Raw genomic sequence first — 25,164 nt, 5'->3', positions numbered from 1 at the left:
ATGTGGCCGGCGGAGCACCCACGCGATGATCATGGGCGTCGACTGGACTGCAGCGATCGCGGAGATCACCGGGTGGGTGCCCTCACGGCCGTATGTGGCCGGCCCCGCACCGATCCGATGATCATGGCGAGGGGTCGTCGAAGGTCAGCACGGCCTGCACGACGTGGCGGCGGCGGGCCGCGAGGTCGTGCAGCAGCGCCGGGCCGTCTGCGAACGGCAGCACGTCGGTGATCATGTGCTTGCGCACGACGGTGCCCTCGGCCTGGAGCAGGTCGATCGTCTCGGTCGAGAGGCGTTCGCGGTCCCACGCGTGGGCCGTGCCGCGGGGCACCCGGCCGATCTGCGCGCAGTGGATGACGAGCCCGTTGTGGTGGAACTCGGCTCCGAGGCGCAGCGGTGAGCCGTCGTCGGTGTAGAAGGCGAGGTCCACGATGGTGCCCTGGGGGCGCAGCAGCCGCAGCGCTGTGGCGAGTGCCGCGGTGCGGCCGCGGCACTGGAAGACGACGTCGGCGCCGCGGTCACCGGGGCCGTGCCGCCAGCGGGTCTTGAGCACGACGGCTGGATCCGCCTGTTCCGGGTCGAGCGCCTCGAGCCCGAGCCCGACGGCTGCCGCGCGGCGCTCCGGCGTCGGGTCGAGCAGCACGACATCGGCCGCCCCGTGCCGGTGCGCGAACAGCCCGGTGAGCAGCCCGACGACCCCGCCGCCCACCACGACGACCCGCCGTCCGCGCACGCCGTCGCCGAGGGCGCGTACGTCGGTGCCGCACAGGTCGGCGGCGGCGTGGAGGAGGCCGTTGGCGCAGATCGGGCCCATGTGGGCGACGTAGATGCCGAGCAGCGGGTCGAGGTCGGACGGCAGCACGACGACCCGCTCCGCCAGTGGGTCGACGCGACAACCGGTGCGATGGCCGTAGGCCGCGGCGACGAGGGCGCCAGGGGTCACCCCTGGCGCATCGCTCTCGACCACCCGCGCGACCTCCATGTACCCGATGCGGGTCACGGGGTAGCCGGTGGCCGGCAGGTCGGTGCGGAACAGCCCCAGCTCCGGGTCGTGGTGGGCGTGCAGCGCCGGGTTCGTGCCGGTGAGGAAGGAGAGCTCGGTGCCGGCCGACACCCCCGAGCAGACAGTCGCGAGCCGGACCGGGCCGTCCCCTGCCGGCACCTCCTGCACGGCGGCCTCGCCGGGCGCGCGCACCACGATCGCCCGATCGGTCGCGCTCACCTCACCATCTCCGCGCGTCCGGACCCCGCCGAGCGGGCGAGGGCGCAGGCGAGGCGATGGCTGCGCAGCGCCTCGGCGTGGTCGGGCGCGTCGCGTTCGGGCGGGACGGGCGTGCCGCGCAGCGCGGCGACGAACGCGGCGTCGACGGCGGTGCGAGCGGCCATGGCGTCGTACTCGGCGCGGTGGGCACCCTCGCCGTCGCGTACGTCGAGCCAGTCCTCGCCGACCCCGACGACGATCCCGTCGGCCACGATCTCCAGCCCCGCGCGGTGCTTCCCGTCCAGCACGCACGCCGTGGCGAACGTGCCGACTGCGCCGCCCGCGAAGCACAGCAGGGCGCCGGTGGCGGACTCGACTCCGCCGGGCAGCCGCCCGCCGGACGCGGCGTGCACCTCGGTGACCTCGCCGACGAGGACGCGCGCCAGGTCCAGCACGTGCACGGCCTGCTCGACGAGCGGCCCGCCGGACCGGGCCCGGTCGGCCCACCACGCCGCCGGTGGCGTGCAGTCCAGCCACGAGCCGGACACGAGCCGGATACGCCTGCCGTCGAGCAGCTTCCGGGCCCGCTGCACCGGGTCGGCGCAGCGCCAGTGGTGGCCCACCCGCGTCAGGACCCCGGACGTGCTGATCCGCCGCGCGACCCATTCGGCGGTCGGCCGGTCGCACGCGAGCGGCTTCTCCACGAACAGTGCCACCCCGGCGGACGCGATCGCCACCTCGAGCTCGCCGTGCGCGAACGGGGGCACGCACAGGTAGACGGCGTCGAGCTCCTCGCCGAGCAGGGCGTCGAGGTCGGGAACGACGCGGGCGCCGTGGGCCTCGGCGAACACCGCCGCGCAGGCGCGGTCGACGTCCGTAGCGGCGACGAGCCGCACATCGGGCATCGCCCCGAGCACCCGAGCGTGGCGATGGGCCACCCCGCCCGTCCCGACGAACCCGATGCGGCACGGCGCCATCGCCTCTCCCCACCCATCCACCTGTTCCATGTACCTGCGACGGGCAGTGCCGAAACAGCCGGACATGGCCGGGCCCCGGCCGGTCGGGGGACGGCCGGGGCCCGATTCGGGGCGGGCGGTCAGCGCCGCTTGAAGGCGTCCTTGACCTTCTCACCCGCCTGCTTGAGGTTGCTCTTCGTCTGGTCGCGCTCGCCCTGAGCCTCGAGAGCCTCGTCGTCCGTCGCTCGGCCGACGGCCTCCTTGGCCTTGCCCCCGAGCTCCTCGAGCTTGTGGTCCATCTTCTCGTCGCGGCCCATCGGATCCTCCGATCTCTCTCGTTCGGCCGCGGGTTACCCGCCCTGCCACACCACACCCATTTCTTACGCCGAACGGGTGATGGATCAGGGGAGGGCGCGGCCTGCGAGCCGGGCGATCGCCGGCGTCACCAGCAGCATCACGATCACACGCAGCACCTGCACCGCCATGACGAAGGTGACGTCGGTGCCCGCGGAGACCGCGGTCGCCAGCACGGCGTAGACACCGCCAGGGGTCGTGGCGAGGTAGCCGTCGAGCGGCGTGGTGCCGGTGAGGGTGGAGAGCAGGAGGCCCAGTCCCGCGCACGCGACGATGACGCCCACGACGAGCGTCGCGGCGGGGAGGAGCGCGCCGAGCACCGTGCGCAGGCTCTCCCGGGTGAACCGGGCGCCTGCCTGCCACCCGATCACCGCGTACGCGATCTCCACCAGCGGCGCGGGCGGGATGGCGCCGAAGGACCATCCGGTCATGTTGATCGCGATGGCCACGACCATCGGCCCGAGCAGCGCACCGGCCGGCACCCGGGCGGCCCGCGCCAGCACCGTCCCGGCCACCGCGCAGACCGCGAGGTACCCGATGTCGACGACGAGGGGCGCCGAGCCGGGCGCGCCGGGGCCTGCCCCAGCGGCAGCGCCGAAGCCGAGCGTGGCAACCACCGGCATCGTCGCGGTGACCATCCCGACCCTCAGGTACTGGACGACCGCGACTGTGCGGTCGTCGCCACCGAGTTCACGGCTCACCGCCACCAGCCCGGACGCACCGCCCGCGGTGAGCGCCAGCATCCCGGTGAGCGGTGAGATGCCCCGCCGCAGGCCGAGGAGCAGGCCGGCCGCCATGCTGACCGCGAGCGTCGCGACGGACACGAGCAGCACCGGCACCCACTGGCCGGCCAGGCCGGCGAGCGTGCCGGGCTGGGCGAGCACGCCGATGACCACGCCGATGACGGCCTGCGCCGCACCGTTCACCGGCCCGGGCGCGGCCACCGGCAGCCCGGCGAGCGCGAGGACGGTGGCGACCACCAGCCCCGCGAAGAGCGCGGGGGACGGCACGCCGAGCGGCGTCAGCGCGGCGGTACTCCCGACCGTGAGCACGATCAGCAGCGCCCAACGCGCCCATGCCGGAGTTCGCGATCTCATGTCTGTGATCTCATTACCCCGATTCTCACCGCATGCCCGCCGGTGCACCCGGGTAGGCCACTGACGTGGACCTGCGATTCCTGCATGAGCTGACCCGGAAGCCGGGCCCGTTCGCCACCGTGTACCTGGACGCGTCGCACGACACCGACGACGCGGCGCGCGCCATCGCGCTGAGGTGGGCCCAGGCCCGCGACGAGCTGACCGCGCAGGGCGCCGACTCCGCCACGCTGGACGCGCTCGCGGCCGCCGTCACGGACGCCCCGCCCGCCGTCGGAAGGGCGGGGCGGGTGCTGGTGGCCCACCGCGCCGACCACGGCCGGGGCGAGGTCCTGCTGGACCGGGCGCTGCCGGAGCCCCCGGCGCGTCCCGCTGCGCACTGGGGCCCACTGCCAGACCTGCTGCCTGCCCTCGCCGACCAGCCCGAGCCGGTGCCAGTGGTGGTCGTGCGCGTCGACGAGGCCGGCGGGGAGATCTTCGTCGCGGGCCCGGACGAGCAGCCGGTCGTGGCGGAGCACGTCGAGGGCGGCGACCATCCCGTCCACAAGGTGCGCGGAGGCGGCTGGTCGCACCTCGCGATGCAGGAACGGGTGGAGGAGAGCTGGCGGCGCAACACGGCGCAGGTCGCCGAGCGGGTCGACCGACTCGTTGCGGACACCGGGGCCAGGGTGCTGCTCGTCGCGGGCGACGGGCGGTCGCGGTCGCGCCTCGTCGACGCCCTTGCGGAGCGGAGCGCGTCGATCGCGGTGGAGCTCGAACGGGGCGGCACGGGTGGGGACGACCTTGCCGCCGCGGTTGCCGAGGCCGTCCGTGACGTCGTGACCGACGCGCGGCTCGCAGTGCTCGACCGTTACGAGAAGGCGGCCGGGCGCCCCGACGGCCTCGCCGTGGAGGGCATCGGGCCCGTGCTCGCGGCCTTGCGTGCCGAGGCGGTAGACACACTGCTGCTCGACGCCGGTGTCCAGCGCGAGGCCACGGTCTGGATCTCCGGCGCGCCCGCGCAGGTGGCGGCGGCGCCCGAGGACCTGCGCGCCGCCGGCGCCGATCCGATCGACGAGGTTCCGGTGGACGCCGCCCTGTTGCGCGCGGCGGCCGGCACGGGCGCCGGCTTCGTCCCGCTCGGGGGCGGTCGCACCGGACTGGTCGGACACCCACTCGACGACGGCGTCGGCGCCCTGTTGCGCTATCCGCTCCCGGCAGGCGCCTGAGCCATCGCCCGCCCGTCGCCGGCGTTCCCGGGCCCGGGAAGGTTCCCCGCCGGTGCGACCCCACACGTGGCGTTCCAAGATCAACCCTTCCGGGTGCATGGGACCCACTTGCGGGTTCGTTGCCGCGGGTGCACTGTGATTGACACGGGCCAGGCCCTCTGCACCCGTTCAGAACCCAACGGGCCCCCATCACGAGAGCGGAACGGGATGACCCACAGGGACGAGCACTTCGAGCGCGGCGACGTCGAGCAGCTGCAGGTTGCTCCGCGTCCCGACCTGCTCAGGGTCGAGGTCTCCGAGTCCCGGCCCGGTGTGGTGGTGCTCGCGCCGATCGGCGAGGTCGACGTGTCCACGGCGGATCTGCTGCGCCACGCTGCCCGCGCCGCGGTCGCGGCCACGCCGCGCTGCCTCGTGATCGACCTGGCGAGGCTCACGTTCTGCGGGTCCACGGGGCTGGTCGTGCTGATGGACGCGCGCCGGGACGCCGAGGCGGCCGGCGTGCGGTTCGGCACGGCCGACGGGCCACCGATCGTGCGCCGGGTCCTCGAGATCACCCAGCTCGGGCCCGTCCTGCACCATCGCGAGACGCTCGACGCCACCTTGCTGGAGCTTGGCGCCTGACTCCCGGACGGGCAGCGTCAGACGGGGAGGGGGATCACCGCCCACGCCGTCTTGCCGTCGGGGTGCTGGTGCACCCCCCACGCGGAGGAGAGCAGCGCGACCAGGTGCAGGCCGCGCCCGGTGGGCCGGTTGATGTCCACCGGCCGGGGCCGCGGCCCGTGTCCCGGCGCGTAGTCGCGCACAGCGACGCGCAGGCGGGTGCCGTCGACCGCAACGGACACCCGGCACGTGCCGCCCGCGTGCTGCACGGCATTGCTCACGAGCTCGCTCGCGACGAGTGCCGCCGCGTCCTCCGCCGCGGTGGCCGACCAGTCCGCGCAGGCCTCGCGCACCAGGGCCCGTGCCATCGCGGGCGCGACGATGTCCACCGGGAGGTCCCGGTGCCGGGTAACCCGCTCCGGCCTGCGGTACAGGTGTGCCGGCGCGTCTCCGGGGTCGTCGACGAGCGGGACGGAGCGGTGGATCCGCAGCGCGCGCAGCTGGGTGGCGAACCGGCCATCCGCGCCCGTGAGGACGAGGCGTGTGGTGGGCCAGCCGCCCGCCGAGGCGAGCGTCGAGGGGAAGATCTCCGCGGCGGGGCCCCACGCGAGCTCGGCATCGGCCAGATCGACGATCACGGCGCCGCGGTCGTGCAGCAGCTTCGCAAGCACCCTGCGGGCGCGCGGCACGGTGGCCAGTGACAGCCCGCCCCGAAGGCACAGCAGGTCGTGGTCGGGGCGTACCTCGACCTCGGTCCACAGTCCGGCGACGACCGTCATCGTGCCCCGACCACCTCGCTCCCGTCGGTGCCGTCGCCCTGCTCCATCATCAGGATCACGCCGCCCGGCCGACCGTCGTAGCCCGCGAGCGGGCTGCCGAGCACGCGGACCTCGATCCGGTGGCCGCGGCGGTTCACCGCGGGGAGCGCGAGCTCCTGCGGGCCGGGCTCGCCACCGAGGGCGCGGCGGATCATCGGTGCGAGTTTCTCCAGCGGCAGCCCGATGTCGAGGGTGAGGAAATGCTGCCCGATGGTCTCCTCGGGCCGCAGCCCCCACAGGTCGTGGGCCTCGTGGTTCCACACCCGCACCGAAAGGTCGGGGGCCAGCACGACCACGCCGGCGCGCAGCCCGGACAGGATCGCCTCGAGGAAGGCGTTCGCCTCATCGACCTGCCCGGTGCGGTCCTGCAGCTCGTCGTTGATGGCCTGGAGCTCGTCGTTCGTGGACTGGAGCTCCTCGTTCATCGTCTCGAGCTCCTCGTTGGTCGACTGGAGCTCCTCGTTGGTGGTCTCCAGCTCCTCCACCGTGGACTGGAGCTCCTCGTTCGTCGTCTCGAGCTCCTCGTTGGTGGACTGGAGCTCCTCGTACGCCGTCTCCAGCTGCCGGTGGGTGGCCTCCAGCTCGCCCTGCAGGCGCCTGGCCTCGGTGACGTCGTGGAACACGACGGTGGCGCCGAGCACCCCGGCGGCACGGTCGACGAGCGGGCTCACGTGCACCTCGAGCGTGAGCTGCTCACCGCCTCGGTGGAACACCGCATCGCCCGCGTGCACCGTGCGCCGCTCCTCCAGCGCCAGCTCGATGCTGCGGCGCAGCTCCAGAGGGCGGTAGGACACGTCCAGGTCGCGGAACGGGCGCCCCTTGTCCCGGATCGACACCCCGAGCAGCGTCTCGGCCTGGTGGTTGACCAGCGCGACGTGCCCGTCGGCCGTGATGACGAGCTGCGCCACCGGTCCCGCGAGCAGCGCCTCCTCCCGGATCCGGTCGTGCACGCTCGCGGTGGCGGCGGGACCGCCGATCGGGATCGGGTCCGCCATGATCGTCGCGCCGCCCGCGACCGCGCGCGGCACCTTGCGGAACACCCGGTGCTTGAGGTCGATCGGCGCGAAGAGACCGCCGTGGCTGAGCAGCATCTCGGCCTTGCCGAGGAACAGCGCGCCCGACGGGGCGAGCGCGAAGTGGAAGCGAGCGAGGATGCGGGCCTGCGTGTCCGCGGTGAGGTACATGAGGGTGTTGCGGCAGACGAGCAGATCGGCGCGGGAGATCGGGGCGTCCTGCACGAGGTCGTTGCGCCCGAAGATGACGCATCGGCGAAGGTCCTTGCGGAACGTGTAGGTCTGGCCATGGCGCTCGAAGTAGCGCTCCAGCAGCGCCGACGGGACGGAGCGCACCTCGCGCTCCTCGTAGGCGGCGTGCCGGGCATGGGCGAGGCCGTGCTCGTCGACGTCGGTGGCGTAGATCTTCACCCGGTCGCGGAACTCGTCGACGCCCATCAGCTCGGTCAGCAGCATGGCGAGCGTGTACGCCTCCTGCCCGGACGCGCACCCCGCGCTCCACACCCGGATCGGCTCGTGCGGGCCCTTCCCGGTGAGGAGCTCCGGCAGCACCTGCGTGCGCAGGAACTCCCACGCCTCCGGGTCGCGGAAGAACCCGGTGACGTTGATGAGGATCGTGTTGAAGAGCGCGGTGAACTCCTCGCCGTGCATCTCGAGGTAGTCGAGGTACCCGGCGTAGTCGGTGACGCCGACCTGCGTCATCCGCCGGTCGACGCGCCGCGACAGGCTCGAGCGCTTGTACCCGGTGAAGTCGAAGCCGCGGGTGTCACGCAGGTGCTCCAGCAGCGTCTCGAAGGCGGGGTCCGGCTCGGCCACGCGTACAGGATCCCGCGCCCCGCACTCGCGGGGAACGCGGGGCGCCGCCGATGGTGCCGCGCGGCGCACGGGATCATGGGCCGCTCGCCGCACCGCCGTGCTCCGGGTCCGTCGATCGGTCCTCGACCAGGTCGCGCACCTGCTGCGCCTGCCTCCTGGTGTGGGCCGCGCGTTGCGCGAACACGTCGGCGGTGTGCACGCGGCCGCGCTGGTGCGCGTCCGAGGCGAGCCGCTCCACCAGGTCCGCCTTCTCCTCGAGCGCTCGCACCGCGGCCCAGAGTGCCTCGTCCACCGCGTGGGCCTGCTCCCCCTCGAGGGCGGCAGGCGACCAGGCGTGTCCCACGCGGCAGCGGAACCGCGGCGCAGGCGACCCGGGCAGCTCGAAGAGCACGCCGTTGCAGCTCGGGCAGCTGAACGCCGACGGCGTGGCACCCGCGAGGGTGTCGGTGGTCGGCACACCCGTCGCGGCGATCCGCGTCTCGGCACGCAGCAGCTCGTCGTGCCCGCCGGCGGCAGTGTCGGCCGGCCTGCTCACCAGCTCGCCGAGAACCGGCCCGATCTTCGGGGCGGGGTGCACCAGCGCATCGGGCACCTGGGCTAGCGCGCTCGCCGGCATGGCGGCGTGGAGCGCGTCATCGGGCTCCTGCACGACGGCAGTGCCACCCCGCGCGGCGATGGCCGCCAGACCGGCGGTGCCGTCGTCACGGGTGCCGGAGAGCACCACCCCAACGGCGTCCGGCCCGTGGGAGAGCGCGGCCGAGCGGAACAGCGGGTCGATCGCCGGACGGTGGCCGTTCTCGGTCGGCCCGGTGGACAGCCGCAGGCGCCCGTCGACCACGAGCACGTGGTGGTCGGCGGGTGCCGTGTAGACGACACCGGGCCGCAGGGCGGCGGCCTGCTCGGCGGCGACGGCCGGCAGGGGGCCCGCGCGGTCCAGGATCCCCGGGAGCGCGCTCGGCGCCCCGCGAGGGATGTGCAGCACCACGACCACTGCTGCCGCGAGATCCGGCGGGAGACCCGCGACGACCGCGCGGAGCGCCTCGACTCCTCCCGCGGAAGCGCCGATCACGATCAGCCGCCGGCCCATGGCTCGTGTCTACCCACCGCGGCAGACCCCGACACTCCGGCGTCAGCGCTGGTCGGCCACCTCGTCGGCGGCGACGGCATGCCGCTCGCCCATCGGCACCGACGGGCCGCGCGTCGTGTCGCGTTCGGTCTGCCGCTCGGCCTCGGCGTTGATCTCGGCGCCGAGCAGCACCACGTAGCTGGTGAGATACAGCCACAGCAGCAGCACGACGACGCCGGCGAGTGCCCCGTACGTGCGGTTGTAGCTGCCGAAGTTGTCGACGTAGAGGCTGAAGGCGACGCTGCCGGCGATCCACAGGACGGTGGCGACGACCGCGCCGGTGCTCGCCCAGCGGACGCGGGGTGCGTCGCGGTCGGGAGCGAGGCGGTAGACGACGGCGAGCGCGACGATCACGACAGCGACCAGCAGGACCCACCGCACGACCTGGGCGAGCGCCGTCGCCACCGGACCGAGCGGCACCGCGTCGAGCAGCGCGGGGACGACCGCCACCAGCGCGAGCGCCAGCAGCACGAAGACGATCGCGCCGAGCGTGAGCAGCAGCGCTGTGCCCCGCAGCTTCACGAAGCCGCGGGTCTCGTCCTCGTCGTAGGCGAGGTTGATCGCCTGCATGAGGTTGCCGGTGCCGCTGGATGCCGACCAGAGGGCCGCCAGCAGCGACACGGCCAGTCCGATCCCCAGCGCGCCGTCGCTGCTCGCGACGAGGGCGGCGAGCTGGTCGGTGATCAGTGGCTGCGCGTCGCGGGGCAGCGCCCCGGCGAGCGCCTCCACCTGCTCGGCGACCTGGCCGGGGTCGGCCACGAGCCCATACAGGGTGAGCCCGGCGATCAGGGCGGGGAACACGGCGAGGAAGGCGAAGAAGGCCACGCCCGCCGCGAGCATCGGGACGTGGTCGGCCTTGCTCTCCGCGAAGGCCCTGCGGGTGACCTGCCACCAACCGCGCGGCGGGATCTGCACCGGGGTGGCCGCCTCGCGGCCGGGCGTCCGGACCCCGGGCTGCTGGGTCCCGCGTTGCTGGGTCCCGGGCTGCTGGGCCCCGGATCGCTGGGACACGGTGTGCTCCTCGGGGCGCCGGAGGACGTCGACCCTGCGCGGGTAGCCCGCGGTTCCCGCGGCCAACCCTCCAGCGCCTCCCGGCGCCCGAGATGCCCTCCCACGGCGGTCTCGGGTGTGGCGTCCGGCCGATGACCGGTCGGCGCTCGGACGAGTGGGCTGGTCGAGCAGGGGCCACTAGGAGCGGCACCTTTCAGCCGTTCGACACACCTCACCGGCCGATCCCACGTGAAAGCCCGGGCTAGGTGGGGGCAGGAGAGCGGTGTGAGATCACGTCAGGCGCCGCTCATGGTCGTCTCTCGCCTTTGGGCTGGGTGGTGGGTCGTGTGCGCGATCGGCAGCCGGGCCTGCCGTCTCGGCGCTGACGTTGAGGACGACGCGCGTCAGCAGGGTCACGAGCTGCTCGCGATCGGCGGGGGACAGGCAGGCGACCAGGGCGTCGTTGGCCGTCTCGACGATTTCGTCGAGGTTGCGGAGGGCTTCGTGGCCGGCCTCGGTCACGGTGAGTGCGTTGCGGCGGCGGTCCGTCGGGCGGCGTTCCCGGCCGACGTATCCAGCGGATTCGAGGTCCTTGAGGATGGCGACCAGGTCGCCGGTGTCCACTCGGAGGATCCTGCCCAGTTCCGCCTGGGCGGGTGAATCGAGTTCCGCGAGACCGGCCAGCACAAGGTAGTGCTGCCGTCGCAGATGCTCGGCCGAAAGATACTCGCCCAACAAGCGGTGCCCCTGCTTGGCGGCGGTGGAGAGCAGCCAGCTCGGCATCCGCGCGACCCGCTGCGGCACATATCCGCCTCCACCAGAGGGTGCCATGCGCACAGCATACTAGGCCGTTGGATTCCCAACGATGTGGTACGTTGCCGTTGGATCTCCAACGATCGGAGGCGGGGGCATGGCCCGGGGGACGGCAACGATCAGCTATGGCGAGGAGTTCTTCGCCGATCCCCATCCGGCGTATGCGCGGTTGCGGGAGCAGGCGCCGGCGGTGCGGGTCCGTGATCCCAACGGGCTGGAGTACTGGCTGGTCACGCGGTACCGCGAAGCGGAGATGGCGCTGGGCGCCCCCGGCTTGTCGAAGGATCCGCGCCACGCCTGGGCGGCGCTGCGTCGTGCCGGGATGGTCCGTGGCGCCGCCGACGACGCGAACGCCAGCATGCTCACTGCCGACCCACCGGAACACAGTCGGCTACGGGCGCCGGTGATCCGGGCGTTCGCGCCGAGGGCAACAGAGCGGCTGCGGCCGCGGATCAAGCAGGTCACCGAGCGGCTGCTGGACACCGTGGCAGAGGAGGGAACCGCGGACCTCATCGACGCCTTCGCCTTTCCGCTGTCGGTGACGATCCTGTGCGAGCTGCTCGGCGCACCCCTGGGCGACCGTGACGACTTCCGCACCTGGACGACCGCGGCCCACACACCGACGTACGTCACCGACGCGCCGATGTCCCGGGAGGAGGGAGCCCGACGGCTGCGAAGCTACGTCGCGGAACTGGTCGCGCAGCGCCACGCAGCGGTACGGCCCCAGGAGTCGTCGGCCACCCAGCAGCCGCAGGACGTGATCGGCGCGCTGGTCCCGGGCATCGGCACGGCCGGCGGGCTCACCGAGGCCGAGGTGGTCGAGACGGTCAGCCACCTGCTGCTGGCCGGCCAGGACGCCACCACCAACATCGTCGGCAACGGCGTGGCGGCACTGCTGCGCCATCCCGATCAGCTCGCGCTGATGCGGCAGCGTCCCGAGTTGCTGGACCCGGCCATCGAGGAACTACTGCGCTACGACGGACCGACCGCGCGATCCTCGCCACGCACGACGATCCAGGACCTCGATATGGGCGAGGTGACGATCCGAGCGCGGGACATCGTGGTCGTCGGCCTGTCCGCCGCCAATCGCGACCCCGCCCGGTTCGCCGAACCCGACCGGCTCGACATCACCCGGAACCACGGCCCGAACCTCGCATTGGGGCACGGAATCCACTTCTGCGTCGCCGCGCCGCTGGCCCGCATGACCGCACGGATCGCGATCGGCACGCTGGTGCGGCGCTTCCCGCATCTCACCTTGGCCCGTCCGTACAGCGAGTTGCGTTGGCGTCCCACCCCGGTCTTCCGTGGACTGGTCAGCCTCCCGGTCAGCGTCAGCCCAGTGAACGCTGACCGCACGGGCTGAGGCAGCCGTGGTGAAGCCCACGGTACGACACTCCATCCGTCGAGGCACCTTTAAGTCGGTTCGGCAACTCACCCGACACATCGAGACTACATCGCCCACTGGAACAAGGAGGCTGAACCATTCACCTGGACCGCAACACCCGAACAGAGTTTCCGAGACGTCAACCGGAACGTCAAGCATTAGCCGACACTAGGGGGCACATGCGCAACGAGGCCGCACTTCGAGAGGCCGTGACTGACTTCATCGCCAGCAACTCGTTCTGCATACTGGCGACGAGTTCCGCCGAGAATCGTCCGCACGTGGCCGGCGTGCTCTACGCGCTCGTCGGCCGCAACCTGTACGTCAACACCGACAGGACGAGCCGCAAGGCGCGCAACATCGCCGAGAACTCGCGGGTCGCCGTGTGCATCCCAAGCCAGGTCGACCCGCAGGCACCGCCGTTCACGGCCAGCCTGCAAAGCACCGCCGCGCTCCTGCAGAACGACGACCCCGAGATCGTCGGTCTTGTCGTCGACGGCGGCCTCGCCGCGATCACGTCGCACGGCGAGTTGGAGCGCCCAGACACCTGCTTCATCAAGATCTCACCCAGCCGGCGCGTGGTCACATACGGCGTCGGTGTCTCCGAGGAAGAGCTCGCGGCCGACCCCTTGAGCGCGTTCGGAGGCGTCGAATGGTGATGCGCAGCGCTCGACGTGTGGTACCGATGCGAGGACGGTAATTGTGGTCATCGGTGTCTCACTCGTGATCGGGCTCGCGGCCGGAGCAGCGCTCGGCCGTGTCGTTGGTAATCGAACCGGTGCGGTCGTCGGCGCACTAATCGGCGCGGTGGCGTGCCTCGTTTACGCATATCTACTGAACGCCGGCCTGCTCATGCCGAGCGCCACGACCAGCTCCACGCTGACGGTCGTGGCAGCGGTGCTCTGCGGTCTCCAGGGCGGTCTCTTCTACGCCTTCTCCACTGGTGTGATGTGGGCGCTCGCGCGTCAGCCGCACCCGTCCGGCATGGCGACGATGCAATCGATCAACGTCGTCGTCTTCAATCCATGGTTCGGCGGCGCGTTCTCCCTCGCGCCGGTGGCGTGCGCGCTGGCGATGATCACCGCGCTCGCTCGCTGGCCCGCTCCGGAGGCCCCCTGGGTCGTCGCAGGCGGTGCGCTCTTCTTGATCGGGACGCTGGCTGTCACCGCCCTGTGCAACGTGCCACGCAACGATGCGCTCGAAGCCATGCCGGTGAACGCTCAGGGCGCCGCCGAGCTCTGGTCGCGCTATCTGCGCGAATGGACGCGCTGGAATCACGTCCGATCCGGCTCCGCGTTGGTCGCCGCCGCGCTCCTCACGATCGCACTCATCAACGCGTAGTCGCACGGATGACCGGCGACCTGGTGCGCCGGAGCGTGTCGAGACCCCCTTCGTTTGTGAGGCATGCCGCGGGTGGTGGTCTCGATACGGGCCGGCGCTGGGGCGCCGTCCCTACTCGACCACCGGGGGGCCGTCGCCGTCGAGCACGTCGAGCAGCCCGTCCACCCCGCTGAGGGCGAGCGCCCTTCGGACGAGGTCGCCGGGGGCCACCAGCACGCGCAGCCGCCCGCCCGCCGCGCGGACCCTGCGGTCGGCCTCCACGAGCATGGCGATGCCCGCGCTGGCGAGGTAGGTGGTGGCGCGCAGGTCCACGGTGATGTCCCCGCCTGCGTCGGCGCAGGCCAGCAGCTCGTCGCCGACGCCTCGTACGCCGGCGAGGTCCAGCTCTCCGCGGATCTCCACGGTGCTCGCTCCGCCGTCGGCGACGTGCAAGGTGGCGGGACCCGGTGGGTCGGGTGAGACGAGGCTGGCCGCGACGTGGGTCGCCGGGCCCGTTCCCGCGGACGCGGGCGAGTGGCCGGACGGCGGGAGCGTGAACCGCACCTCGGTGCCATCGGGTCCGTGGTGCAACCGCATCCGCCTGCTCACGTCGCGGATCAGCTCGAGGCCCCGGCCGCGGTAGCCCTTCTCCTCCGGGATGGGCCGCCAGCTGCCCTCGTCGCGGACGTGCGCGTCGATCCCGCCGTCGCGATCCCGGGTCAGCTCGACGGACATCGGGCCAGGGGTGTGGCCTCGGTAGGCGTGTTCGACGGCGTTGGCGGCGGCCTCGCCGACGGCGAGCTGCAGGTCGTAGACGTCGTCCTCGTCGATGCCTACCGCCGAGGCCCACGCGAGCACGGCGGCACGCAGCTCCCGCAGCACCGCGGCTTCGGCCGGCAGCACCAGCCGTAGCGGGGCCGGCACCAGGCGGGCGACGATGAGTGCGACGTCGTCGGCCGGATCGGGGCTGGCGCCGACGCCGCAGTGTCCGGCGAGTGCACCGGTCAACAGTGCGTCGGTCAGCGCTTCGGGAGCGAGGGCGTGGTGGCGCGCGGCGATGGCGGCGAGCCGGTCGATCCCCTCGTCGATGATCTCGCCGCGCCGCTCGACGAGGCCGTCGGTGTAGAGCACGATGCTCTCGCCCGGCGCGATCGTCGCCGTCCCCGCCGTGTACGGGGGGCGGGCGCGCACTCCCAGCACGGTGCCGGTGGCGTCGTCGAGGGGGCGGCAGCCGTCCGGCCCCGTCACGAGCGGCGGCGGGTGGCCGGCCCGTGCCCACACCAGCTCACCGGTCTCCGGGTCGAGGACGAGGCACGCGACGGTGCTGCCGATGGCGTCCGGCACGCGGCCCGCGAAGCGGTCGAGCCGTTCGAGGGCCTGCTCCGGGGCGTGTCCCTCGAGCAGGTATCCCGAGAGCACGCTGCGCAGCTGGCCCATGATCGCCGCGGCCCGCGCGCCCTGGCCCACGACGTCGCCGACGGCGATCGCGACGCGGCCCTCGTCGAGCGGCAGCACGTCGTACCAGTCACCGCCCGCCTGGCTGCCGCGCGCGCCGGGCAGGTAGCGGGAGGCCAGCGGCAGGCGCTCCAGCCGGGGGAGGGTGGGGGGCAGGAGGCTCTTCTGCAGCGTCTCGGCGATCACCCGGCGCTGGTCGGCCGCGGCCGCCCGCTCGAACGCGGGCGCGGCCTGGGCGACGAGGGCGAGCACGAAGTCGCGCTCGTCGGGCGGGAAGGCCCGCTCGGTGGGGAACGAGAGACCGATCGCGCCGACCACCCGGCCGACGGCGGCCAGCGGCAGCGCAGCGCCCGCGTACCGGTCCGCGGCGACCGCCTGGTCGAGGAGCTTCGGCCAGTCGCGCGCCCACTCCTCCCGGTTGCGGATCCACACCGGTTCACCGGTGCGTGCGGCAACGGCGATCGGCACCGGCTCGTCGAGGCGCAGTGCGGAGTAGGCGCCGAGCACCGGCTTCGCGTAGCCGGCGGCGTGCACGAGCCGCAGGCCGCGATCGGGGTCGGCGAGGTACACGCTGACGGCCGCCGCGCCGAGGAAGTCGGGCAGCCGCGCGACGAGCAGCCGGGCCGCCTCGAGGACGCTGCCCGCGGAGGCGAGGTCGGCGCTCACCTGCTGCAGCCGCCGCTCGCGGGTGCGCCTGCGGTCGGAAGCGAGCATCATCGATGCCCGCCTGCCCAGCTCGGCTGCCAGGTCGAGCTCGGCGTGGTGGTAGTAGCGGCCCGCGCCGATGTTCACGAACGCGAGCACGCCCGCCAACTGGTCACCGACGACGAGCGGGACGACGAGGGCGTTGTTCGCCCGCCGCGCGATCCGGGCCGCCGCGTCCGGGTCGTCCACCGCGGACTTGACGAGCTCCTCGGTGATCGGCATCACCGCGGGCACGCCGGGCGCGAGCGCCTCGGCGAGCGACGGCGGCATCCTCAGGGTCGTGATCGCGCGCAGCACCGCGGCGACGCTCGGGTGGTCGTGTTCCACGGCGGCGCGGTGCAGCAGGCCGTCCGGGCCGACGAGTGCCACGACGGCGGCGTCGCCGAGCTCGTGCACGACGAGCCGCGCCAGATCGCCGAGCCGCTCCTCGGCGCCCCCCTCCTGCGTGACGAGCCTGCCGGTCTCGGCGAGGAGCGCGGCCGAGCGCTCGGCGCGCTTCTGCTCGGTGACGTCCACCGTGAGGCCCTGCGCGGCGACCGGGGCGCCGTCGGGTCCGGTGACCACGTGCACCACCTGGTGCAGCCACAGCACCCGGCCGTCGATCGCGACGGCCCGGTAGGTGAGGTCGTGGTCGACGCCCGCGGCGGTGCGGTCGTCGGTGTAGGCGAGCGCCTCGTCCCGGTCGTCGGGATGGATGATCGCGGGCCAGAAGTCCGGGTCGTCGCACCAGCGGGCCGCTGGATGTCCGAGCAGCTCCTCGGCGCGGTCGGACACGAATGTGAACCGCAGGCCACCACTGTCGTCCGGGCCGCCTTCCGGGTGCCACTCGGCCTCCCACACGATCGCCGCGAGCCCCTGCACCATCGCGCGCAGCCGGGCCGCGGCGGCCTCGGAGGCCTTGCGGGCGGCGTGCTCGGTGGCGACGTCGCGGCGGATCTGCTCGGCGCGGCGCTCCTCGGTGATGTCGGCGGTGGTCGCGAGGAAGCCGGTGATCCCGCCCGCCGGGTCGCGCAGGGGGCGCGCCGCCGTCCGGACCTCCCGCACGGTGCCGTCGGCGGCGACGATGCGGTAGGTGGACTCCCACACCGTGCCGCCCCGCACCGCGGCGGCCCAACCGGCGGCGGCGGCCTCCCGGTCGTCGGGGTGCACCTGGTCGGTCCAGCCCGCTCCGGTGAGCTCGACCGCGGGCCGGCCCCACAGCTGGGCGATCTGGTCGTTGACGAACGTGGTGGTGCCGCGGCGGTCGGCGACCCAGATGCCCACCGGGGCCTGCGTGACCAGCGTGCGGTAGCGCTCGCGCTCCTGGAAAAGCGCGCTGCTGAGCGCCTCGTCAGCGGGCGCGTCCCCGTCGCGGGCCGCGTCGAGGGCGCTCGCGTCGGCGAGCGCCGCGGACACCTGGTTCTCGACGGCATGGAGGAACGCGAGCTGGTCGTCGTCGAGGGGGCGGTAGGGGTTGACGCCGAGCACGAGCACGCCCGCCGGGGCGCCCGCGCCGAGCGGCAGCACCACCGCGGCGTCCGGGGTCAGCGGTCCGAGCTCGTGCGTGGCCGGGAAGGCGCCGGGAAACCGATCCCGCAGCCCGCGAACCACGACGGGCTCCCCGGTGCGCAGGGCCTGCGCCGGTGCCGAGCCGGAGCGGTCGGTCGCCGGCAGCGGGGGCAGCCCCTCCGGGAGGCCGTGCGCGGTGACCACCCGCAGCTCCGGCGCGCCCGCGCCGTCCGCGACGGGCCGGCAAACGGCGGCGAACGGGACGTCACGCGGGTTGAGCGCGAGCGCGTCGAGTGCCGCGACCGCGACGTGCTCGGCCGTGTGGCCCGCGGGCGCGAGGCGAACGGGGGATAGGTCACCCAGTGCGCGCAGCGTCTCGCGCCTGCGCTCGGCCACCGCCCGATCGGTGGTCTCGGTGGTGGTCGTGAGCACGGCGAGCACCTCGCCGTCCTCGCCGGGGACGGGGGAGTGCGTCAGCGTCCAGTGCGTCTCCTCGGGGCCGTGCCCGCGGTGCAGGACCAGCGGCTGCTCGTCGATCCGGACGCCCGTGCCCGTCTCGAGCACCCCCGTCACGGCCGGACCGATGACCGGCCACACCTCGGCGAACCCGAGTGCGCCTGGCCTGCCGAGCGCGTCCGGGTGGGCGGTGCCCGCGCGCGCGGCGAAGGCGTCGTTGTAGAGCGCGACGAGCTCGGGCCCCACCCACAGCAGCATCGGCTGCGGCGACTGCAGCACGATCCCCGTGGCCGCGCGGAGCGGGCCCGGCCACCTCGACAAAGGACCGAGGGGACCGGCCGCCCAGTCGTGCGCACCGATCAGCCTGCCCAGCTCGCCGCCTGCGGCGAGGAAGGGCAGCGCGCGGGCGGCGGTCACCCGGAAAGTCTAGGCAGGGCACCGGCCCTGTCGCCCGATGAGCGCTCGGCGCGCCGCGGTGGGGCTCCGAGCGCCAACGCCTGCGCGGTCGGTCTGCGCGGTCGGGCGGCGGGCGGCGACATGTCGCGCACGCCAGCCCATCACTGTGAGTAGTTGACCGACGCGAAGAGTAGCAGTTGGGCGATCCGGGTTTTGATCGACGCTGTTCGGCACAACCGAGAAGGGTGAACATCGTCCTCTGGCACGTGCACGGCTCCTGGACGACCGCGTTCGTCCAGGGCGTGCACCGCTACCTGATCCCGACGCTCCCCGAGCGCGGGCCGTGGGGCGGAGGGCGCCCCGCGGCGTGGGACTGGCCTGCCTCCGCCGTCGAGGTGCCGCCCACCGAACTTGCCGGCGCCGACGTCGACGTCGTTGTGCTGCAGCGACCGGAGGAGCTCGAGCTCGCGCGGCGGTGGCTGCACCGCACGCCCGGCCGGGACGTGCCCGCCGTCTACGTGGAGCACAACACCCCGCGCGAGCACGCGGCCACCAGTAGGCACCCCGCCGCCGACCGCGACGACCTCCTGCTGGTCCACGTCACCCATTTCAACCGGCTGATGTGGGACGCCGGCAGCACCCGGACCGCCGTCGTCGAGCACGGTGTCGTCGACCCCGGCCACCGCTACACGGGGGAGCTGCCGGCAGCCGCGGTGGCCGTGAACGAGCCGCTGCGCCGCGGCCGCGTCACCGGCACCGACCTGCTGCCCCGGTTCGCCCGTGCCGTGCCGCTCGACGTGTTCGGGATGGGCACGGCCGGGCTGGACAGTGCGCTGGGTACCGCCGGCGTGCGGCCCCGAGGCGACCTGCCGCAGGACCGCATGCACACCGAGATGGCGCGCAGGCGCGCCTACCTGCACCTGTCGCGCTGGACGTCGCTGGGGCTCTCGCTCGTCGAGGCCATGCAGCTCGGCATGCCGGTGGTGGCGCTCGCCACCACCGAGGCCGTCGAGGCCGTGCCGCGCGGCACCGGCTGCTGCTCCACCGACCCCGGCCGGCTCGAACGGGCGCTTCGCGAGCTCGTGGCCGAGCCGGAGCTCGCCCGCACCCAGGGTGCCGCGGCCCGCGCTCACGCGCTGGCCCGGTACGGCCTCGACCGATTCCTCGGTGACTGGGACGCACTGCTGGCGGACGTGACCGAGCGTCCGGCAGCGCGTGTCCCGGTCGCTTCCGCCACGAACGGAAGGAGCTGATCCGCATGCGGATCTCCATGGTCTCCGAGCACGCGAGCCCGCTCGCCGCCCTCGGCGGTGCCGACGCAGGCGGTCAGAACGTGCACGTGCTGGAGCTGAGCTCCGCGCTCGCCGACATGGGGCACCAGGTCACGGTGTGGACCCGCCGTGACGACGCGGCCCTCCCCGACACGGTCCCGGCACGACCGGGCGTCGTCGTGCGGCACGTCCACGCAGGGCCGGCGCGGCCGGTGCCCAAGGACGAGCTGGTGCCGTACCTGCCCGCGTTCACGCGGGCGCTGGACGACGCGTGGACCGCGGACCCGCCCGAGATCGTGCACGCCCACTTCTGGATGTCCGGCATGGTCTCGCTCGCGGCCGCTGCCGGCCGGTTCCCGGTGGTCCAGACCTTCCACGCGCTGGGCAGCGTGAAGCGCCGTCACCAGGGGGCCGACGACACGAGCCCCGACGGCCGCGTCCGCGCGGAGCTCGCCGTGGCGCGCCAGGCCGACCGCGTACTCGCCACCTGCACCGACGAGGTGTTCGAGCTCGCGCGGATGGGCGCGCCGCGCCGCCGGATGACGGTCGTCCCGTGCGGGGTCGACACCGCGGCGTTCACGCCCGACGGTCCGATCGCCCCGCGCGGCGAGCGACCGCGGCTGGTGTCGCTGGGCCGTCTCGTGCGCCGCAAGGGGGTGGACGAGGTGATCGAGGCGATGCGCCGGGTGCCGGCAGCCGAGCTCGTCATCGCGGGTGGCGAGGGGCCAGGCGGCGACGGCAGGGCCGATCCCGACGCCGCCCGGCTGCGCGAGTGCGCCCGGCAGGCGGGGGTGGCCGACCGCGTCCATCTCACCGGCCCGGTGGCCCGCTCCGACGTGCCCGCGCTGCTGCGCTCGGCCGACGCCGTGGCGTGCGTGCCGTGGTACGAGCCGTTCGGCATCGTCCCGCTCGAGGCGATGGCCTGTGGGCGACCGGTGGTGGCGAGCGCCGTCGGCGGGATCCAGGACACCGTCGTCGACCAGGTCACCGGCCTGCTCGTGCCACCACGGCGGCCCGACGCGCTCGCCGCGGCACTGCGGGACCTGCTCGCCTCGCCGACCATGGGCGCCGCGTACGGCATCGCCGGCCGCGACCGCGTCCTCGCCCGATACGACTGGGAACGGGTGGCCACCGCCACCGCGCAGGTGTACGGCGACGTCGTCGCCGCCCGCGGCAAGCGCGACCGCAGGGCCGCCGTCCCCGAGACCGCGGGAGTCAATCGATGAGCCCCTCCCAGACAACGATCGCGACCACGTTTCCACCGGCGTTCCCCGAGGCCTTCCCGAGCACGATGCCGACGGCCTCCCCGCTCCTGACCCACCCCGACGAGGTGTCGGGCGTCCTCGGCGCGCACGTCGACCGGCTGGCCGCCGCACTGCCGGTGCTGCGTGCCGCCGCCCCCACCCTCGGTTCGTGGGGCACCGACCTCGCGGCACGCCTGCTCGCCGGCAGCCGCCTGCTCGCCGCGGGCAACGGGGGCAGCGCCGCGGAGGCCCAGCACCTCACGGCAGAGCTGGTCGGCCGGTTCGACGGGGAACGCTGTCCCCTTGCCGCGATCGCGCTGCACGCCGACACCTCGAGCGTCACCGCCATCGGCAACGACTACGGCTTCGAGGAGATCTACGCGCGGCAGGTACGGGCGCACGCCCGCCCCGGCGACGTGGTCCTGTTGCTCTCGACGAGCGGCCGCAGTTCGAACCTGCTCGCCGCCGCCGAGGCTGCCGCGGGCGCCGGGGCGTCTCGGTGGGCGATCACCGGGCCGGGACCGAACCCCCTTGCAGACGCCTGCGACCGCGCGGTGTGCCTGCCCGGCGACACGGCCACCGTGCAGGAATGCCACCTTGCGGCCGTGCACATGCTGTGCCGTGCGGTCGACGCCGCCGTCGCGGCCACCGTCGACACGGCGGCCTGATCCGCCTCACCGCGCCGCCTCACCGCGCCGACTCGTGCACCGCCGGCCGTCGGCCGGGCCCCAGCGCTCCTACCAGGGCCCTCTCGTTCTCCGAGACGGAGCACAGCGCGGTGAGTGTCGGATGTCCCGCCCGGAGCAGGGCGCCGTCGGTGCCCGGCTCCGGCTCGGCGCCGACCTCGATCTCGCCGAGGCGCAGCCCCTGGTCGCCCACCTCATCGACGCGGGCCTGCACGGCGCCGAACGCGGCGAGGCGGGCCTCCCGCAGCTCGTCGTGCTCGGCCGGGGGCCGGTCGGGCACGTTCAGCGACAGCGACGTTCCCGGCGGCGCGGCGAGCAGGAGGTCCAGCACGCGCGGGAAGAGGTCGTCGGCTGCGTCCCAGTGGCGTTCCCCGGTGGGGTGCAGCGCGACGTCGAGGCTCACGGCGAGCCCGCGCACGTCGTGCACCGCTGCGGTGAGGACCGCGCCCACGGTGCCCGAGTGCAGCACCGCACGCCCGACGTTGGCGCCGTGGTTGATGCCCGACAGCACGAGGTCGGGAGCCGGGTCGAGCCAGCCCGTCAGCGCGGCGACGACGATGTGGCCCGGCTGCGCCCGCACCGCCCACGCCGGCACGTCCGGCCGGTCGGGCAGCTCGCGGCGCTGCACGACGGTGCGGCCCTCCTCGCGCACGGCCGTGATCGCGGCGCTCGCACCGCTCGACTGCGTGGCGGGCGCGGCCACCACGACGTCGAGCCCGGCCTCCGTCGCCAGCCGCGTCAGCGCGGCGAGGCCGGGGGAGTCGATGCCGTCGTCGTTCGTCACCAGCGCGCGCACCATTTCATCCCTTCCACTCGACCAGTTCGACCCGCTCGGCCAGGACCCGTACGGCCGCCTCGCCGCCGGTGCCGAGCCCCCTGCGGACCACGTTCAGCGCGCCACAGGCCGCCCCGGTCCGCAGCGCCTCCCGCACCGGATCCCCGCGCACCAGCGAGGCGACCACCCCCGCCGTCATGGAGTCTCCCGCCCCGCGCGGCTCTGCGGCCTCGAGCGGCGGCACGTGGATCTCCAGGACGGTGTCGGTCCCGGCGGGGAGCGCGAGCGCGGGATCCGCGGCTCGGGAGACGATCACGGTGTCGGCACCGTCGGCGCGCAGCTGCTTCATCGCGGCCACCAGCGCCGCCGGGTCATCGCTCTCCGCGCGCCCGTCGGCGACGAGCTCCTCGTGGCTCACCTTCAGCACCGCGGGCCCGCCGGCCAGCACCGCGTCGAGGCGCTCCCCGGCGAGGTCGGCGGCCACCCGGCAGCCGTTCGCGCCGAGGTCGGTCGCGAGTCGCCGGTAGAGGCCCGCCGGGATCACCTGGTCCGAGTTCGGGCCCGCCAGCAGTGCCGTGCCATGCCGGAGCCCCTCGGCCAGCACCAGCTCGTAGAGCGCGTCCTGCTCGTGGCGGTCCAGCGGACCGCCGGGTGCCTCGGCGATCGGTTCGCGGTCGCCGGTGCGGCGGTCGTGCACGTAGCCGCCGTTGCGCGCGCCCACGCGCACGGCGCGCAGCTCGACACCCTCGCCCGGCAGCAGGTGCGCGAGCACGTCTCCGGCCTCGCCGCCGAGTGCGACGCACAGCACCACCGGCACGCCCAGCGCCGAGATCATCCGGGCCTGCCACACGCCCTGCCCGCCAGGGTGGACGTGGATGTCCGGCTGCCCCGCCCGATCCTCGATCGTGACGGTGAGCAGCGGCGACGGGGCGAACAGGACGACGGCGGGCTTCATGTCCGGTTCGTACCCCGTCCGCGCGCTCCGATACGCCGCTACTCCCGCGGGGCGGGGGATTCGGTGGGCCGGGGGGAGTCCGGGGAGTCGTCGGGCGGCGGTTCCCTGCGGGGCTCGTCCTCGGTCTCCGTGTTGAGCGCGTCGGGCTCGTCGCGGCGGCCGATCTTCGGTCGCGCGGCCTCGGCGGGCTGGTGCTCGGTGGGGTCCTGCTCGTGTTCGGTCATGGCCACGGGTACCCCCGGTTGCGGCCGGCGCACCGGCGGGCCGATCGCCTCGGCCGCACCAGCCGGCGCCCACCCGGCCTTCTGGCGATCACGGGCCCCTACGAGAGGTTCACGATGTCCCCGTTCGCGTCCAGGTCGATGCGGTGGGCCGCGGGGTTGGCGCCGAGGCCGGGCATGGTCCGCATGTCTCCGCAGATCGGGTAGATGAACCCGGCCCCGACCGACGCCCGCACCTCCCGCACCGGCAGCCGCCAGCCGGTGGGCGCGCCCTTCAGCGACGCGTCCGATGAGATGGACAGGTGCGTCTTCGCGATGCAGACGGGCAGGTTGCCGAACCCGTTGCGCTCGTAGGAGTCGAGCTGGCGCGCCGCGACGAGGTCGTAGTCGACGCCGTCGGCGCCGTAGACCTTCCGGGCGACGGTCTCGATCTTCTCGCGCAGGGGCGCCTCGTCGGGGTAGAGGAACCGGAAGTGCGACGGCTCCTCGGCGGCCTCGGCCACCGCCTGCGCCAGCTCGACCGCACCGCGCCCGCCGTCGGCGAAGTGCGTGCAGACGGCCGATCGGGCGCCCACCGCCGCGGCGATCTCCGCGATCGCCGCGTGCTCGCTCGGGTGGTCGCCGGGGAACGCGTTGATCGCGACGACGGGGGAGACCCCGTGCAGCCGGATGTTCTCGATCTGCTTGCGCAGGTTCGCGCCGCCCGCGTGCACCTCGTCGGGGTTCTCGGCGAGCATCGCCTCCGGCAGCGGCTTGCCCGCGACGACGCGGTGCCGCCCGGAGTGCGCCTTGAGCGCGCGCACGGTGGTGACGACGACGGCGGCGTCCGGCCGCAGCCCCGACGCCCGGCACTTGATGTTGAAGAACCGCTCGGCGCCCATGTCGGCGCCGAAACCGGCCTCCGTGACGAGGAAGTCACCCGCGTGGATGCCGATCAGGTCGGCGACCACGGACGAGTTGCCGTGCGCGATGTTGCCGAACGGTCCGGCGTGCACGAGCACGGGGGTGTTCTCGAGCGTCTGCAGCAGGTTGGGCCGCAGCGCGTCGCGCATGATCACGGCCATCGCGCCGGCCCCGCCGATGTCCTCCGCCGTGACCGGTTTGCCCGCGCCCGTGTAGGCCACGACGATCCGCCCGAGCCGCTCCCGCAGCTCCGGAACCGACCGGGCCAGGGCGAAGATCGCCATCACCTCGGAGGCTGCCGTGATGTCGAAGCCGGTCTGGCGCGGCACCCCGTCGCCCTTCGACCCGAGGCCGACGACGATGTTGCGCAGCACGCGGTCGTTCACGTCGAGCACCCGGCGCCACGTGATGTTGTGCTGGTCGATGCCGAGCGCGTTGCCCTGGAACAGGTGGTTGTCCAGGATCGCCGACAGCATGTTGTGCGCCTCGGTGACGGCGTGGAAGTCGCCCGTGAGGTGGAGGTTCAGCGTCTCCATCGGCACCACCTGCGAGTAGCCGCCGCCCGCCGCTCCGCCCTTGATGCCGAACGTCGGGCCCATCGACGGCTGCCGGATCGCCACCGTGGCGCTGCGCCCGATGTGCCGCATCGCCTGGCCAAGGCCCACCGTCGTGGTGGTCTTGCCCTCGCCGAGCGGGGTCGGGGTGATCGCGGAGACCACCACGTACTTGGCGCGCGGCCGGTCGGCCAGTTCCTCGATCGCGGCCAGCTCGATCTTCGCGACCTCCCGGCCGTACGGGGTGATCAGGTGTGGCCCGATCCCCATCCCCGCCGCGACGTCGGCCAACGGCTGCAACGTCGCACCCTTCGCGATCGCCAGATCGGACGGGAATGTCCCCATCGCGCCCCCTCACCGCTCGT

22 protein-coding genes are annotated in these 25,164 nt (G+C 73.9%); 8 read left to right on the top strand and 14 right to left on the bottom strand.

Going from position 1 to position 25,164, the window contains the following annotated elements:
- Positions 1-121: 121 nt before the first annotated feature.
- From K1T35_RS25140 to K1T35_RS25125, 4 genes are all read right to left on the bottom strand, one after another.
- Positions 122-1,222 carry a zinc-binding dehydrogenase gene (locus K1T35_RS25140; protein WP_220254144.1) on the bottom strand — a complete coding sequence of 367 codons (1,101 nt, stop codon included), beginning with the start codon at positions 1,220-1,222 and terminating at the stop codon, positions 122-124.
- The gene (locus K1T35_RS25135; protein WP_220254143.1) at positions 1,219-2,178 is read right to left on the bottom strand and encodes a Gfo/Idh/MocA family protein; all 960 of its coding nucleotides are present in this window, start codon (positions 2,176-2,178) and stop codon (positions 1,219-1,221) included. Before K1T35_RS25135 ends, K1T35_RS25140 begins: the two co-directional genes overlap by 4 nt.
- 119 nt (positions 2,179-2,297) lie before the next feature.
- Positions 2,298-2,474: a CsbD family protein gene (locus tag K1T35_RS25130; protein ID WP_220254142.1), complete on the bottom strand. Its 177-nt coding sequence runs from the start codon at positions 2,472-2,474 to the stop codon at positions 2,298-2,300.
- An 84-nt stretch (positions 2,475-2,558) separates the two neighbouring features.
- The gene (locus tag K1T35_RS25125; protein ID WP_220254141.1) at positions 2,559-3,608 is read right to left on the bottom strand and encodes an AbrB family transcriptional regulator; all 1,050 of its coding nucleotides are present in this window, start codon (positions 3,606-3,608) and stop codon (positions 2,559-2,561) included.
- 65 nt (positions 3,609-3,673) lie between these two features.
- Here K1T35_RS25125 and K1T35_RS25120 point away from each other — a divergent pair, with 65 nt between their 5' ends.
- Positions 3,674-4,813, top strand: a complete 1,140-nt coding sequence (locus tag K1T35_RS25120) for a Vms1/Ankzf1 family peptidyl-tRNA hydrolase (RefSeq protein WP_220254140.1) — start codon at positions 3,674-3,676, stop codon at positions 4,811-4,813.
- A 207-nt stretch (positions 4,814-5,020) separates the two neighbouring features.
- The gene (locus tag K1T35_RS25115; protein ID WP_220254139.1) at positions 5,021-5,434 is read left to right on the top strand and encodes an STAS domain-containing protein; all 414 of its coding nucleotides are present in this window, start codon (positions 5,021-5,023) and stop codon (positions 5,432-5,434) included.
- Positions 5,435-5,451: 17 nt separating this feature from the next.
- On the opposite strand, the gene K1T35_RS49050 is transcribed toward K1T35_RS25115, so the two are convergent.
- The 5 genes from K1T35_RS49050 to K1T35_RS25090 form a co-directional block, all read right to left on the bottom strand.
- Positions 5,452-6,192 carry an ATP-binding protein gene (locus tag K1T35_RS49050; protein WP_255620681.1) on the bottom strand — a complete coding sequence of 247 codons (741 nt, stop codon included), beginning with the start codon at positions 6,190-6,192 and terminating at the stop codon, positions 5,452-5,454.
- Positions 6,189-8,060, bottom strand: a complete 1,872-nt coding sequence (locus tag K1T35_RS25105; protein WP_220254138.1) for a CheR family methyltransferase — start codon at positions 8,058-8,060, stop codon at positions 6,189-6,191. The genes K1T35_RS49050 and K1T35_RS25105 overlap by 4 nt, the downstream gene beginning before the upstream one ends.
- Before the next feature lie 73 nt (positions 8,061-8,133).
- Positions 8,134-9,147: a chemotaxis protein CheB gene (locus K1T35_RS25100; RefSeq protein WP_220254137.1), complete on the bottom strand. Its 1,014-nt coding sequence runs from the start codon at positions 9,145-9,147 to the stop codon at positions 8,134-8,136.
- Between the two features lie 42 nt (positions 9,148-9,189).
- Positions 9,190-10,197, bottom strand: coding sequence for a YihY/virulence factor BrkB family protein (locus K1T35_RS25095; protein ID WP_220254136.1), 1,008 nt, complete (start codon positions 10,195-10,197; stop codon positions 9,190-9,192).
- Between the two features lie 270 nt (positions 10,198-10,467).
- Positions 10,468-10,980, bottom strand: a complete 513-nt coding sequence (locus K1T35_RS25090) for a MarR family winged helix-turn-helix transcriptional regulator (protein WP_255620680.1) — start codon at positions 10,978-10,980, stop codon at positions 10,468-10,470.
- 106 nt (positions 10,981-11,086) lie between these two features.
- On the opposite strand from K1T35_RS25090, the gene K1T35_RS25085 reads away from it, so the two are divergent.
- From K1T35_RS25085 to K1T35_RS25075, 3 genes are all read left to right on the top strand, one after another.
- Positions 11,087-12,352: a cytochrome P450 gene (locus tag K1T35_RS25085; RefSeq protein ID WP_220254135.1), complete on the top strand. Its 1,266-nt coding sequence runs from the start codon at positions 11,087-11,089 to the stop codon at positions 12,350-12,352.
- 200 nt (positions 12,353-12,552) lie between these two features.
- Positions 12,553-13,029, top strand: a complete 477-nt coding sequence (locus tag K1T35_RS25080; RefSeq protein WP_220254134.1) for a pyridoxamine 5'-phosphate oxidase family protein — start codon at positions 12,553-12,555, stop codon at positions 13,027-13,029.
- 43 nt (positions 13,030-13,072) lie between these two features.
- Entirely contained in the window at positions 13,073-13,711 is a 639-nt protein-coding gene (locus tag K1T35_RS25075) for a DUF1772 domain-containing protein (RefSeq protein ID WP_220254133.1), read from the top strand.
- A gap of 111 nt (positions 13,712-13,822) precedes the next feature.
- Here K1T35_RS25075 and K1T35_RS25070 read toward each other — a convergent pair whose 3' ends face one another.
- A complete protein-coding gene (locus K1T35_RS25070; protein WP_220254132.1) occupies positions 13,823-18,211 on the bottom strand; it encodes a SpoIIE family protein phosphatase in 4,389 nt (1,462 codons plus the stop codon).
- Between the two features lie 224 nt (positions 18,212-18,435).
- On the opposite strand from K1T35_RS25070, the gene K1T35_RS25065 reads away from it, so the two are divergent.
- The 3 genes from K1T35_RS25065 to K1T35_RS25055 all read left to right on the top strand — a co-directional run bounded on the left by K1T35_RS25065 (position 18,436) and on the right by K1T35_RS25055 (position 21,373).
- Positions 18,436-19,443 carry a glycosyltransferase gene (locus tag K1T35_RS25065; protein ID WP_220254131.1) on the top strand — a complete coding sequence of 336 codons (1,008 nt, stop codon included), beginning with the start codon at positions 18,436-18,438 and terminating at the stop codon, positions 19,441-19,443.
- A 5-nt stretch (positions 19,444-19,448) separates the two neighbouring features.
- Positions 19,449-20,687, top strand: a complete 1,239-nt coding sequence (locus tag K1T35_RS25060; RefSeq protein ID WP_220254130.1) for a glycosyltransferase — start codon at positions 19,449-19,451, stop codon at positions 20,685-20,687.
- 65 nt (positions 20,688-20,752) lie between these two features.
- Positions 20,753-21,373 (top strand): SIS domain-containing protein, encoded by a 621-nt coding sequence (locus tag K1T35_RS25055; protein WP_220262840.1) that lies wholly within the window; start codon positions 20,753-20,755, stop codon positions 21,371-21,373.
- A 19-nt stretch (positions 21,374-21,392) separates the two neighbouring features.
- Here the strand turns inward: K1T35_RS25055 and surE are convergent, their stop codons facing one another.
- The 4 genes from surE to K1T35_RS25035 all read right to left on the bottom strand — a co-directional run bounded on the left by surE (position 21,393) and on the right by K1T35_RS25035 (position 25,144).
- Positions 21,393-22,175, bottom strand: coding sequence for a 5'/3'-nucleotidase SurE (gene surE / locus K1T35_RS25050; RefSeq protein ID WP_255620678.1), 783 nt, complete (start codon positions 22,173-22,175; stop codon positions 21,393-21,395).
- A gap of 16 nt (positions 22,176-22,191) precedes the next feature.
- Positions 22,192-23,121 carry a 1-phosphofructokinase family hexose kinase gene (locus K1T35_RS25045; protein WP_220254128.1) on the bottom strand — a complete coding sequence of 310 codons (930 nt, stop codon included), beginning with the start codon at positions 23,119-23,121 and terminating at the stop codon, positions 22,192-22,194.
- A gap of 38 nt (positions 23,122-23,159) precedes the next feature.
- Positions 23,160-23,345, bottom strand: a complete 186-nt coding sequence (locus tag K1T35_RS25040; protein ID WP_220254127.1) for a hypothetical protein — start codon at positions 23,343-23,345, stop codon at positions 23,160-23,162.
- A gap of 98 nt (positions 23,346-23,443) precedes the next feature.
- The gene (locus K1T35_RS25035; RefSeq protein ID WP_220254126.1) at positions 23,444-25,144 is read right to left on the bottom strand and encodes a formate--tetrahydrofolate ligase; all 1,701 of its coding nucleotides are present in this window, start codon (positions 25,142-25,144) and stop codon (positions 23,444-23,446) included.
- Between the last annotated feature and the right edge of the window lie 20 nt (positions 25,145-25,164).

Source organism: Pseudonocardia sp. DSM 110487, assembly GCF_019468565.1.
Classification (GTDB): domain Bacteria; phylum Actinomycetota; class Actinomycetes; order Mycobacteriales; family Pseudonocardiaceae; genus Pseudonocardia.
The sequence above is the reverse complement of the archived record's forward strand: the minus strand, read 5'-3'. Positions and strand labels throughout refer to the sequence as shown.